At 62.8% G+C, this 12,690-nt stretch carries 9 protein-coding genes; all 9 read right to left on the bottom strand.

What is annotated here, in order from left to right:
- Positions 1-10: 10 nt before the first annotated feature.
- The 9 genes from BSZ40_RS00105 to BSZ40_RS00055 all read right to left on the bottom strand — a co-directional run bounded on the left by BSZ40_RS00105 (position 11) and on the right by BSZ40_RS00055 (position 12,616).
- Positions 11-1,096, bottom strand: a complete 1,086-nt coding sequence (locus tag BSZ40_RS00105; protein ID WP_073822064.1) for an MFS transporter — start codon at positions 1,094-1,096, stop codon at positions 11-13.
- A gap of 151 nt (positions 1,097-1,247) precedes the next feature.
- The gene (locus tag BSZ40_RS00100; protein ID WP_143180825.1) at positions 1,248-2,558 is read right to left on the bottom strand and encodes an SseB family protein; all 1,311 of its coding nucleotides are present in this window, start codon (positions 2,556-2,558) and stop codon (positions 1,248-1,250) included.
- A gap of 50 nt (positions 2,559-2,608) precedes the next feature.
- Complete coding sequence (locus BSZ40_RS00095; RefSeq protein WP_245793728.1) at positions 2,609-2,929, bottom strand: hypothetical protein; 321 nt, start codon at positions 2,927-2,929, stop codon at positions 2,609-2,611.
- A 76-nt stretch (positions 2,930-3,005) separates the two neighbouring features.
- Positions 3,006-3,305 carry a WXG100 family type VII secretion target gene (locus BSZ40_RS00090; protein WP_073822060.1) on the bottom strand — a complete coding sequence of 100 codons (300 nt, stop codon included), beginning with the start codon at positions 3,303-3,305 and terminating at the stop codon, positions 3,006-3,008.
- Positions 3,306-3,486: 181 nt separating this feature from the next.
- Positions 3,487-4,014, bottom strand: a complete 528-nt coding sequence (locus tag BSZ40_RS00085) for a hypothetical protein (RefSeq protein ID WP_073822058.1) — start codon at positions 4,012-4,014, stop codon at positions 3,487-3,489.
- On the bottom strand, positions 3,996-4,394 hold the full coding sequence (locus tag BSZ40_RS12045) for a glycohydrolase toxin TNT-related protein (RefSeq protein WP_185696236.1): 399 nt from the start codon (positions 4,392-4,394) through the stop codon (positions 3,996-3,998). Before BSZ40_RS12045 ends, BSZ40_RS00085 begins: the two co-directional genes overlap by 19 nt.
- A gap of 1,316 nt (positions 4,395-5,710) precedes the next feature.
- Positions 5,711-6,256 (bottom strand): Imm61 family immunity protein, encoded by a 546-nt coding sequence (locus BSZ40_RS00065; protein ID WP_084542492.1) that lies wholly within the window; start codon positions 6,254-6,256, stop codon positions 5,711-5,713.
- Positions 6,238-7,947, bottom strand: coding sequence for a glycohydrolase toxin TNT-related protein (locus tag BSZ40_RS00060; RefSeq protein ID WP_073822048.1), 1,710 nt, complete (start codon positions 7,945-7,947; stop codon positions 6,238-6,240). Before BSZ40_RS00060 ends, BSZ40_RS00065 begins: the two co-directional genes overlap by 19 nt.
- Before the next feature lie 274 nt (positions 7,948-8,221).
- Positions 8,222-12,616 (bottom strand): type VII secretion EssC family protein, encoded by a 4,395-nt coding sequence (locus BSZ40_RS00055; RefSeq protein ID WP_073822046.1) that lies wholly within the window; start codon positions 12,614-12,616, stop codon positions 8,222-8,224.
- Positions 12,617-12,690 lie beyond the last annotated feature (74 nt).

Below are 12,690 nucleotides of genomic sequence, written 5' to 3'. Positions count from 1 at the left end.
AGTCGCGAAATCATCGAACATGGCCATCACCGACAGCAAAGTGGCGCGGTTGGTGTCGGTAGCCAGCTTGTTGATCTTGACGTCCACGACCACCCCGAGCACCGACGCCAGCAGCCGCAGCACGCCGTAGAGCACCACTGCCCCTCCCCACCGGAATGGCGCCGCATTCAACGCCACCACCAGCCCGATACTGGCCACACACAACGGCACGAGCACGCCCGCCGCCCGCTGCCACGCAAGCAGCCGCGGAGCCAACCAATTGCCGAGCCACGCGCAGGCTGTGCCCACCACCAGCACCACCCCCAAAAAACTGGGTCTGGAATCCCAAAGAAACCAGGAAGGGGTTAACAAACTGACCATAGTTGGAGACGGCTATCCCGGCCAGCATCGCCAACACGGCAATAGCCAGAAAGCGTCGCTGCCTGGTCACCAGGTCCCGCCCCCGCCGCGCCAGGCGCGCCCACCTGCTGTCCGCTGTATCGGCGTCGCCCGCGGCGGGCTGAATATCCGCGACGGGGGGAGCGACCGGCACCCGGGCGCTCACCGTGATGCCAGCAAAACAGTAGGCAGCTAGGCAATACAGCGGCACCGAGACGTAAACCGGCAGCGCGGCACCCCACGCAAAAAGTGCGGGCGCCACCAAGGCTGGCACGAGGGCCACCAATACCAACAGTTGGCGGATAGTGGCCAGGGATTGCGCATATCTTTCTGTCTTCCCGGCCTGCTGATGCATACGAAACAACAAGGCACTATCGGACCCAGTGCCGGCCGCCAGCCCGACACTCAACAACAATTCGGAGACCAGGATGCCCCAATAGCTCTCGGCCAGGGCCAACACCAGCATGCCGAGGGCCAGCAGCACGTTAGACACCACGAGGGAATGCCGGTGCCCGCACCGGTCCGCCAACATCCCGGCCGGCACCTCCGCACACAGTGCCACTATTGCCCCGAAACTATTGAGCAACCCGATCTGCGCAAAGCTCAGGCCCTTGGCCTGCAACACCAAGGTCATCACCGGCCAGGCCAAGACCAGCGCCCGCGCCACCCGAGCAGTGCGGTAGTGACCCCAGCCCGGAATATTCACTGTCTTTGCCATCCCAGTTCCCCCGCCCCGCCTGTGCACGGGCGGCACGATTTAAAGGTTATTGCAACGCCGGAATCACTGCCGCCCCGCTTGCACGCGGGCAGAAGCACCCAGCCGCTGTCGGCGCCCGCCCTGCCACTCTCCAGCAGGGAGAAGATGCGCGCTAATCGGCCTCTTCCACCGCGAAGCTGGCCGACGCCGGAGGCAGTTCGTCCGCGAAAACCCACCGGGCACCAAGCACTACGGCGTCAGCCAATCGTGTGATCTCATCCTTGGCGAAATCGTGGGGCGTGGAGAAGGCCACGTGCGCGAGCGCCCCCTCCCCGGGCACCGCCAACCAGTAGTCGATGAGCACCAGCGGAGTGTTTTCCCCACCCAATTCCTTTGCCCCGTGCGACAGCCGCACACGCCGCACAATCCCGTCGTCGTCGTCTTTCAGCTCAACTAGCTCGTCCCCCGGGCGTGAATCCGCCACCAGACGTTCGGTCATCAACTGCAGCGGAGAGATACTGCCGGTAGCCCCGATGTCATGCCAATAGGTGACCAGGCTGACTGCCGCGGCAGCTTCCTTAGTATTGGCCAGCAGGAAAGCAAAATCGCGTCCTCCCGCGCCCGCAGCCTGCGCCGCCGCCCGCTCCAACCACTGGCGCATCTCACGCCGCAGGTTAGCCCCAGCGTCGGACAATTTGCGGGTCTGCCGCTTCACCAATTCTTTAATCTCGCCTTGGCGCACCTCGACCGGCGCGCGCAAGTTAAGCACCGCCCAGTGCGTGGGCAGGTCCAGATCGAGGCCGACGACGCGGCGGGCCGGGCTAGTGCTTGCCGATTCCGTCGGCTCGGTGGCCGTCATCTCCCTGGGCTCGTCGGGCTCGTCAGGCTCGTCAAAGGGATCGTTCAACACCTCCGCCAGAAACCGGCTGGAAACCTCAAACGCCTCGGTGCGATGCGGATCAATAATGAGACTGTGCAGGTGCGCGGCGTGCTGCACCACAAACTCGATGAGCGCCACCCCCAACCGGATGACGAAAAGCGGCTCATGCCCGGTAGCTACTTCCGCATAGGTGGCAGCGGAGGTAAAAAGCGGCAGCCGCACCAAACCGTCGTCGGACTGCACGCCTAGGGCTTCGATACCTTCCTCGGTCAGGCGAACAGGCAGAACGGCGACGTCTTCGGCAAGTGCTTCCAACACGTCGGGCAGTGAACGGGCAGCGATCGCAGCTGCTAGGCGGGCAGAACCCAACTCCGGCAGGGCGGCGACCGGGAGCACCTCGGGGTCTGCCGCGCTTCGGCGCCGATTCGCGGCCGCTGGATGCTCAGAGAGCACGAAAAGTAAGTCTGTATCTACTTCGACTGTGCCTGCACTGATGGTGCCGGGACGGGCCTGCGGATCTGGCTCGGCAACATCGATCCGGGAGAGCATCGGCCCGACAGGCGCTGGCGCAACTCCTAGCGGGATGGCAGACAGCTCGAACATTCACTCCCGTCCTTTTCTGTGCGGCAAGCCCTGCCAGTGTACCCGTTTCGTTATACAGCTTGGGGAGCGTCAGGGCTGCCTGCGCCTTCCCCTTCACCGTTTAGCACATCAGCTCCCTGCTGGTCAAAGTCTTTCCAGGTTTGCGCGACTGCCGTCGCAGCCTCCGCTAATGCCTTCATGGCTTCGGTGAATTTTGCGCGGCGGTCATCCCAGTCGTGGGCAAAGCCCCGTACCGTAGCGGAAAGATCGGTGTGGCCAACCGCGCCCGCGATTGTTTCAGATTCGGTGTTTGCGCTCTCGAACTCGCTGGCCACGCTAGCCAGATCCGTGCCCAACTGTTGGATCGCCGGGACATCAACAACGATTCTCACCATTTCCCCCTCGGTAAAGTATGTGGCACAGTGCTGGCCCGCCCGCCATCGGCCGGGCCAGCACTGTGCGTCTTAGTTAGCCGCGGAGCGACTGGCCCATCTGCTGGTCCAACTCCTCCACCGAGGAGGCGTACTGGGTGAGGAAGTCCCCGAGCGGCCCCATGCCTTCGTTGACCTGAATCAGCCCCTCCTTCAGCTCAGTAAACTTATCAGAGTAGGCGCCGGAGGCCACGGCGGTAGTGAAACCGGAGCCAATGAGGCCGTTGACAGCAGTCAGCGCCTCCTGCACCTTACCCTGAATCTCGGCCTGGGTTTCCTTGAGCTTTCTGCCAATATTACGCATTTCCTCAGGAGTGTAACCGTACTGTTCCGACATCAAAATCTCCTCGTTTTACTTGCTCCTGACCAGAGTCAGGCTGACCTGCCCATAATCACACGCACCTCCTGCCGGGGCAAGGCACTAACTTGGGTTGGCAACGCACCGAGGGCACATTAGGGGCGCTTGCATGAACCGGTAAAAGTTGGAGAGCCCGGAATGCACCTGGCACCGGACCGTGTTACAGATACGCGGCCAATGATGGTCTGGCGTCAGCGGCGGCGTAGGAGCGCGCGAGATCGGACACGGGCACGTCGGCCACGTAGGAGTAGCGGGCCCCCTCGGAGGACCCACCGCCGGTTTCCCGTAGCTCCATCGGTAGCAGGCTGCCGTCTGGGTGCCGAAGCGTAACGATGTGGGGGCGCACGGGCACCAACTCGTAGCCCGCCTGGGGTTGCTGGTCGGGCAGCCGCAGGGAGGGCAGCCGGTTGTAGGACCGGTAGAGCTGCCCGATGTTTAGCAACAGGGCTCGCTCTACTATCTCCCGGTCGGGACTGGAGACCTCCACGTCGATATCAGGGAAGTCCCTGTCGCTCATCCCGTAGTGAAAAGATGAATTGGCGTAGAAGAGGTGGTGGTGGAACTCGCCGAGGGAATAGTTGAAGGTGTAGCCATCGAGGTGGGCGGGAACGGACAGGCCATGCCCGGCGGGCATGGGAATGTCGACTACTAGGGCAGCAATTTCGGGATTCAGCGGGAAGTGGGCCACGATACGAGCACTCCTTTGTCCACGAGGGCGAGGGCAGTTTTCGCGCCCCCCAGTTGGTCGAGTATCTGGATCTGCGTTCCGCCTCCCCGCCCGCCGAGGGCGGGGGCGATGGTCCCAACCCGGATCGCCCAACCGGGTGGAAGGTCAACTATTCGGTAGCGGTAGAGGGGTTCGACGGCGCGCCGCGGGTCGATGGCACGCTGCCCGATGGTGAGCGGACGCCCGTTAACCTGCACTTCGAAGAAGCGCCCGCCTGGGTGGCCGACCCGGTCGACGATATCGCCAAAGGCAGCCGTAAAGTCCGCTAGGTGGGTGAAAAGCTGTTCAGTGCCGGGAATCAGCCCCCGATTGGGGGCCCAGTTGACGGATACCTCTTCCATCTGACTCCTCCTCATGTTGGCCTTAGTATCGCAAGGTTTCGAAACGGCCGGGGGCAGCCTGCGACGGTCGACGCCCCCGGCATCTTGAGCCCGGCAGCCAGGCCGATACCCTGGGATCCGGGCACAGGTTTCGTTGCGAGTGCCGACGTCTGCCGATCGGGCACGATCTGGGGTGACGACATAGTCCTGCAAGAACGGTGCGCCAGTCTCGCTCTTATATGACTCGATGAGGCCGGGCAGTGGCAGGTCGACGACGTGGGAATATTTCACAATGTTATAGGATGGCGGCCCGGATTCCAGGAAAACCAAGGGCAGGAAAGTGCCATCAAGTCGCCCCAATGAACACCTTACCCTCCCCGCTTTTACCACTTTATAGCCAGCGTTAATCTGATCTAGACGGAAAGGCAGTGCCACTTGGGGCAAGCCCTTTACCAAACGATACAGTCCCCCAACCTCGACCAGCAGTGCCCGTTCAACCAACTCCAGGGAACCGCCATAAACTATGGGTTGCGCGTCACTCACTCCCTGATCATCTCCCTCAACTACATACAAGTCACCTTCTTTATATATGCAGCGATTGAACCCGCAACGAAAACACCTATACACGTAACCGTCGAGGTACCTAGAGGCAAAAAATCCCCTACCCCAGGAACCGGGCTCACACAAGACAAGATCCTCCATGCCTGGAGCGAGATCAAAGCTCGGCCACTTGAATATCTGCGGAGGGAAACCAAATTCATCCACTGTCTCCACCCTTCACATGGCCCTGCGAGAATGGCGCGCCGACCTCGCTCTTACAGGACTCGATGAGGCCAGGTAGCGGCAAATCAGCAACATGTGAGTATTCTACAATCCTAAAGGGCAAAGGGCCCGAGTCACGAAAGACTATAGGCATCAGAGAGCCGTCGAGGCGCTGCAATGAATATCTTGAACACTCAACCTCCACCATGTCATACCCAGACTTAACGTGCTCACGCAAATATGGAAGCTCGATCTCCGGCAGACGCATAAGCGACCCATACATCTTCCCGACCCTTACCAGTAGCCAACTTTGAACCAGCTCCAAGGACTCCCCAATTACCTCTGGATTAAGGTCGCACTAGCCCCGATCGGTGTCCGCCACCTTATAACAGTCGCCCTCATAGTAGATATGGGTATTGAATTCTCCCCAGAAGTACCGGTAGATGCACCCATCAAACCAGGTCGAGTCGGTAAAGCCATACCCATCCGGCCCAGATATATCCAATCCAAACTCCGCCATGCCAGGCGACAGCTCGAAGCTGGCCCTTTTATTGCGTGGCCACAGCACACTAACCTTAGCCCTCACCTTGCGACACCACATAGTCCTGTAGGAACGGCTCGCCCGTCTCACTCCTATAGGATTCGATGAGGTCAGGCAACGGCAGGTCGACGACATGCGAGTACCTGACACAATTAGTGGGACGCTCGTCCCAGTCATACAATTCAAAAGGCAAGAAAAGTCCGCCGGGACCAGACAAGGTAAAAAAACCTGCACCAATCCCGCATATGCTGTAGCCGACTTTAATCTGCGGCCGCAGAAAAGGCAGTTCAATTTCAGGAATGCCCATTACTGAACGATAGATGGGTCCAATCTTTACCAACAACCATTTTTCGGCCAGCTCTAAATGTGGACTTTTGAACTCCGACACAAGGTCACGGCTATCCCTGTGAGTGTCAGTTACACAGTACTTTCCATCCCGCAAATAAATATGATGATTAAAGTCTCCCCCAAAATATATATAGCTATACCCGTCAAACCAGCCAGACTCGCGGAAATCGCACCCACTCAGCCCCTTCAAGGACATTTCACGTAAACCGGGCTCTAACTCAAAGCTTGCCATGCTTCTAACACACCTCTCTTAACCACTTCATCAACGCCCTGGAGTTTATTTTGGGAGTCAATTATTTGCAGTTGCATTCCTCCTCCGGAGCCCCCGAGGGCGGGGGCGATTTCCCCAACTTTGATGCTCCACCCTGGGGGCAGCGCATCGACGTTTAGCCTGTACGAGTAGTGCGGTAGGACAGCGCAGCGGGGATCCATGGCACGCATGGAGAAGGGGATGGGTTTACCGTCCGGCGCAACTGCCAGGAACTTCCCACCAGGGTATCCGATGCGGTCGAAGTAGATGCCGTGGTCAGCCACGAAGTCTGTGAGGTCGTGGTAGATGCGTTCAGTGCCCGGCACGTACCCGTCGTTGGGCGGCCACGGGACCGTCGCTTCTCCCCGCGAGTTGCGGTAAATGTTGGCCCGCTCCCACTCGCTGCGGCTGATGCGCACCCCGTTTTCGGTGCGCCCGTACGGGGCGTGCGGATCATCCAGCAGGAACAACGAATCATCTGCATCCCGCTTGTGGTTCACGGCGTCGTTCCAGCACGGCTGCTGGTTGGCGGCATGCCGCCCATGCCCGGTGTTTGGGCGAGTGGAACGATACTCCTTGGCGGTGATGGGGCCCTTTCCGCGCTGCCCTCGGGCTCCGGTCTTGGCGCGGAATCGTTGACGCCACCGCTGCGCCCCGCCCCGCAGGCCATCGGCCGCGCCCTTGAGGTTATTGACCGCATTGGTCTTAGTAAGGCGCAGCAGGCCCTTGGCGCCACCCAATCCTCTGAGCCCATTAGCGTTGCGCCAGGCGCCGCGTAGTCGCCCGAAACCTCGTAGAGAGGTTCCCATGCCGCGCAGGCCACCCAAACCCACACACCCCAGCCCGGCAAATGCCACCGACACTATCGCCTCGGTCCAGGATTGCTCCCCAGCCAACGCCAGAGTGATATTGCCCCCTGCCGCAACGATCCCCGTGAGTGCCGAAACTGTTAGCAGGCCTGCCGCCAACAGCGGACCGACAACCGGGATGACCGCGACCACCAACGCCAGCAGCCCCGTTATCGTGCTGACAAACTCCGCCACCAGAGTCACCAGCCGAGTTATTTTGCTGCCCCAATCCTCCCACCAGCCGTCGTTAAGCCCGTCGGCCCCCACCGCTGCCTCAATGCGTGCCCGAGCAATCTCAGCGGCCTGGTTGCGCAGCGCCACCGCCTGAGCCACCTGCCCCACCCACTGCGCTAACTGCTCGCGCGCATTTCGGGCCTGCGCAAGATAATCGGCCTGCCGCCGGGCATACCCCGCCGTTGCTGTGTCGGAGGCAGCTTCCCCTTGGGTGAGCTGTGCGTAGTGCTCCGCCAGCTGCTCAGCCCGAGCGGCATCCTCCTGCGCCAACCTGGCTGCCGCTAGCGCCTGCTCGCTATCGTTCTGCGCCTGATCCAGGGCCACTGCGTACTCGATCAGGGCCTGCCCAGCCTCCCGATAGCGATGTTCGGAGCGCACTGCCTCGTCGACGAGCCCGTCCTTCGTCTCGAGCAAAGCCGTCACTGCCTGCGACTGGCTGGCCCCCGCCTCCAGTCCCCGCAGCGTGGCCGCACACCGGGCAAGGGTATCGGCAATCTCCACATACCGCTGCCCACCACTGCGCACCACCATGGGATCCCCCGGCACTGGGTCACCAGCAAGCCCCACCACCGACCAGTCAACCGGGCGCATCACCTAAACCCCTTCATCTAGGACCAGCGCCCATACGATAGCTCAAATTCCCACCCCGCAGACACCCTCTGTCCAATGACCCGCCGGCGGAGCCTTAACCATCATGTCCTTGTGACACCATCATGTCCGAAAAACGCTGAAATAAGGACATGATGGTGACTTACGGGCATGACGGTGCGCTAGGGGCATGGCCGCGCCCTAAAGGCATGACGGTGACCTAAAGGCATGATGGTCAGCGGCAGGCACCCGCCCCGCCCCCGCCCAACATTCGCACTTAGTCAGGCAGCGGCAGCTGCACCGTCCACTGCTTGCCGGAGCGCACATACACCCCGCGGCCAAGCGGATAGTCGGCACGCTTAAGGCGCGGCAATTCCGTCTTGAACAGAACGTCACCGTCCATCGGGTTGGGCTGCATGACGATGCCGTGGCGCACGTTGCGCAATTCGGAAATGAGCGGCCAGCCCGAACCCCACGCCGTGGTCTCCTGCTCGGCCACCACGAAATGGCCGTTGCGCCGCATGGTTTTGATCAGGTCCAGCATCGGGTTTTCCGCCGGAGTGCTCACCAGCTCCCCCAACGCCTCGACGACGACGATCAACCCCGGTTTGCCATCTTCGACCGCCCCTTCGGCGGCCAGTGGCTTGAGTTCGTTTATCAGCTCGGTCATTTCGGTGATGTCTCCGGCGTGCTTGGTCCACAGGCCGAGGCGTTGCAACTCGGAGCGGCGCGGCCCGAAGTAGTAGCGGGGAATATCCGGTTGCCACCGGTGCAGGGACTGCGTCACGGTTTTCAGGGCGCTAGTGCGGCCCGAGCCAGGCATGCCAGCGATGATGAATCCGCCCTGCGCGATGAAGGCCAGCGGTGCCAGATCGGCCGAGTTGATCCCCAGCACTGGCCCTTCCGGCAGACCGGTGGGCAACTCGGCGAACCGCACCAGTGTCGCCAAGCGCTCCACCTGGGGGGCGCTTGGTACCTGTGCCTCCCGCAGCTGGCGCGCCAGCTCGTCGATGGCGCTCGCCTGCTCGGCGGGACTCGGGGCGCCGCCCGGCACCGCGATCTGCAGCTCGTTGTCTTGTCCCGCGAACACGCCGCGCCCCGGGGCCGCCCCCGGCAGGATGTCGCGCGGCACGTCCAACGTGTAGTAGGCCCCTTCGTCGGCCTGCCGCAACACCAGGCGGCTTTGCACGTTGGCCGCCATGGCGCTGGTCATCGCGTTTGGCCGCTCAGCGGACAGCACCACGTGCAGACCGACGGCCCGTCCCTCAGCCACCAGGCGCGCAAACTGCGGGAATATCTTCTGGGCCGTGCCCGACGCCATCTCGTACTCGTCGCGGAACGCCGCGAAGCCGTCAATGAGCAGCAGGATGCGCGGCTCGGCCTGCTGCCCCGTCAATTGTCGGTATTCGGTAATAGAACCGGCCCGCGCCGCCGAGTAGCGGTCGGTGCGTTCGTCCAGCAGCACCGTCAACCGGCCAAGCAGCCGCTCGACACGTTCTCGATCCTGCCCGTCGATGACCGCCCCGACGACGGGCAGCTCCGTCAGCATGCCGAGCCCGGCCGAGCCGCAGTCGATCGCGTAGATCTCGGTCCGGGAGTAGCGTACCTGCGCCGCCGCCGCGCAGGCGATGGTGCGCAACACCGCCGACTTTCCCGCCCCAGAGGTTCCGAAAACCGCCAGATTACCGACATCGTCCGGATCGTAAAACACCGGGTGCTGAGCCTGCTGGGCGGGGTCGTCCACCACCCCCAGCAAGATGCGGCCGCGGGGCGTGGTGTCTCCAGCCTCGGCAAGCAACGACCCCAAATCCAGGCAGGTCTCCAGCTCGGGCAACCACGGTTTGCGCGGCACGGGCAGTTGGAGAAGCTGAGCAGCTTTACGCACGCTGGCCACGACCCGGGAGATATCGGTAGGGCCGTCGTCTTCACCCTGACTGGCCACCTCGGGACGGGGGATCTCCCAGCCCACCCCGGCCCCGAACATCATGGTCTCGATCTCAATAGGCGAGGCCGCCACCTGTTCGGTGGTGTGTCCGCCCGCGTAGGCGGTCTGGAACAGGGAGATGCGGCCCGGCCCGGTGCGCACCGCGCCCCGCCCCGGGATCCGCGGGTCGAAGGTGGCGGCATCGGCCACGTCGATGACGTCCGTGGAGTCACTCTCGTCGGCCATGCGCAGCGCCACCCGCAGGGCAGTGTTGGCCCGCAGGTTGCCCTTAATTACCCCGGCCGGGCGTTGCGTGGCCAGGATCAGGTGCAGGCCGAGGGAGCGGCCGCGCTGGGCGACGTCGACCACGCCGTCCACAAAGTCCGGCACCTCCTGCACGAGGGCTGCGAACTCGTCGACGACAATCACCAAGGACGGGGGGCACTCCGGGTCGCCTGTCCTTTCCAATGCCAACAGATCCTTGGCATTCTTCCGGTTCAACAGATGCTCCCGGTATCGCAGCTCAGCCCGCAGCGATGTCAAGGCCCGGCGCACCAGGTGCGGGGACAGGTCAGTGACCAGCCCGACGCTGTGCGGCAGATCAACACAGTCGGCGAAGGCCGAGCCGCCCTTGTAATCAACGAATAAGAACGTCACCCGCTGCGGGCTGTGCGCCGTGGCCATCCCCAAGATCCATGACTGCAAAAACTCCGATTTACCGGCCCCCGACGTGCCACCCACCAAGGCATGCGGACCCTGGCTGCGCAGGTCGAGCGTGAAATCGCCCTGCGGCCCCTGGCCAACCAAGGCCCGCAGTGTGGCGGCCTGCCGTTTGCCCGCCTGGGAGCCAAGCAGGCTGCTTTCCTGCCAGCGCTCCACCGTGACATTCGGGTCGCTGGCCACTTCCAGGCCCGCCAGCGTCAGGAACGACACGGCCCGCGGAATGCCTGATTGGTCCAGCACCGGCGCCCCCGCGTCCTGCAGCGGTGACAAGGCACGTGCCAAGTTCACGGCCGGCTCTTCGCTGAGCGGCTCGACCTTGGTCAAAGGCACAGTGCGGCGCTCCTTGACATATCCGACCGTGAACTGGCCCGTGGAATCCTGCACCAGGTAGGTGTGGCAGGCGGCCGGTAGGCGCTCGTGCCGATCGGCCAGCCACACCAGATGCACCCCGACTTCCGGTCCTTTCTCCGCGAGCGCCACCAGGCGACCTCGTTCCACGGGGGCGTCATCTTCCACCAGCAGTACAACGGTGGGCAGCACCACCCGGTCAGCATGCGAGCCTTGGGAGCGGGCCGCCACCAGTTCCTCCAACAGCGACACCAGGCTGGAGACAGCGCCCTGGGCACTGGCCAGGTGCGGGCCTGGCAGTGTGGAGTGGGGAGAGCCGACGTGCGGCAACCACATGAGGTATTGCCAGTGGCGGGCACTATCAACCGAGGCGATCGCCGCGATGACCAGTTCGGCAGGCGAGTGCAGGCAAGCCAATTGGGCCACCAAGCTGCGTGCAACGGCGGTGCGCCAGTCCACCACGCCTGCCAGCCCCAGATTGCCGCATTCGCGGAGTGTCGCCGTGATCGGGACATCCAGGACGTATTCGGCCTGTTTCTGCAACGCACACAGCTCCTCCCACACCTCGGCCGAGGCCTGTCCGCGCGCGGGCAGGGTGAACGTGTGGCGGGATTTGTCTTGCCCATAGCCGAGATGGAGTAGCAGGTAGTCGTCGTCGTCCGGACGGCGGTACCACAACTCTTGGTTCAGGCTGAACCCGGCCTCGATGACGCTGCCGAGCGGCAGCACTTCGTTCCGCCGACCCGCGTGCTCCTCATCCAGGGCCGCAGCAAGTTCATCACCCAGTTTGGCGACATCCGTCCGGAAGCGTTCCCGTTCGCTTTTCTCCCCACGGGCGGCCGTCACCCGTGAGTCGATCCACGTGCCGATCGCGATGATGGGGCTGAGGGCTAGGAAGATGAGTGTCATGGGGTTTCGCAGCAGCAGGAACATGACGGAGCCCATCAGCAGGGGCGCGGCCATCGCCACGAGGGGGAACTTACGTTTGCTGCCCGTCTTAGGCGGCTCAGGCGCCTCGAACTTGCGGCCCTCGTACCGCACTCGGACCAGGGGTGAGCGGTTAAAGTCAGTATCCGTCACGGGACTGGTTTGAGCCGTGGGGTCGCGTTCGACGATGAACGTGGTGTCGCCCACCCCGACGGTGTCGCGTGGTCCCAGCACCGCGTGTTCCACTCGCTCACCCCCCAGAATCACCCCGTTGGCCGAACTCATGTCGACCACTTCGACGTGCTCGCCGACAATAATGCGGGCATGGCGCCGCGAGACCTGCTTGTCGTCGAAGACGATGTCGCACTCAGCACTTCGTCCGATCACGTTGGGGCCGGAGCGTAGGGGAATGACCCTGCCCTCCTGACTCCCCTTGATGACACGTAGGCGAGCCGGCGCGGGATTGCCGGTGTGGATCTGGTGTTCGGCCGGACTGGCAGGGGCTACCCGCACCCGCTGGCCGGAGCATAAGCCGGATTCCATAACCAACAGCCGAGGTGGAAAAATCGACAGCTCTTCTCCGGAGTCCCCCACCAGTTGCAGTGTCAGGCCGGCCTCTGGCCCAAAAGGAAACCGGGTCTCGCCGCTGCGAATCGTGGCAGCCAAGTCGGCAATCGTGGCTGTGGCCTCTGCGGTGATGAGGATGGGGCGAATCCCATCCGCCGATACCAGATCGAGTTTGATACGCATAGTGCCACTCCCTCGTCGTGCAACACACCCGGTGGGCCCAGTGTAAATGCTGGGTTGAACGTCCTCTTGAACGC

It is taken from the genome of Buchananella hordeovulneris (assembly GCF_001907235.1).
GTDB lineage: Bacteria > Actinomycetota > Actinomycetes > Actinomycetales > Actinomycetaceae > Buchananella > Buchananella hordeovulneris.
The sequence above is the reverse complement of the archived record's forward strand: the minus strand, read 5'-3'. Positions and strand labels throughout refer to the sequence as shown.

Coding starts and splice junctions, on each gene's coding strand:
- BSZ40_RS00060 (WP_073822048.1), bottom strand. CDS start 7,947: ATGCGCCCGGTTGACTGGTCGGTGGTGGGGCTTGCTGGTGACCCAGTG.
- BSZ40_RS00100 (WP_143180825.1), bottom strand. CDS start 2,558: ATGTTCGAGCTGTCTGCCATCCCGCTAGGAGTTGCGCCAGCGCCTGTC.
- BSZ40_RS00105 (WP_073822064.1), bottom strand. CDS start 1,096: ATGGCAAAGACAGTGAATATTCCGGGCTGGGGTCACTACCGCACTGCT.
- BSZ40_RS00055 (WP_073822046.1), bottom strand. CDS start 12,616: ATGCGTATCAAACTCGATCTGGTATCGGCGGATGGGATTCGCCCCATC.
- BSZ40_RS00065 (WP_084542492.1), bottom strand. CDS start 6,256: ATGGCAAGCTTTGAGTTAGAGCCCGGTTTACGTGAAATGTCCTTGAAG.
- BSZ40_RS00090 (WP_073822060.1), bottom strand. CDS start 3,305: ATGTCGGAACAGTACGGTTACACTCCTGAGGAAATGCGTAATATTGGC.
- BSZ40_RS12045 (WP_185696236.1), bottom strand. CDS start 4,394: ATGGAAGAGGTATCCGTCAACTGGGCCCCCAATCGGGGGCTGATTCCC.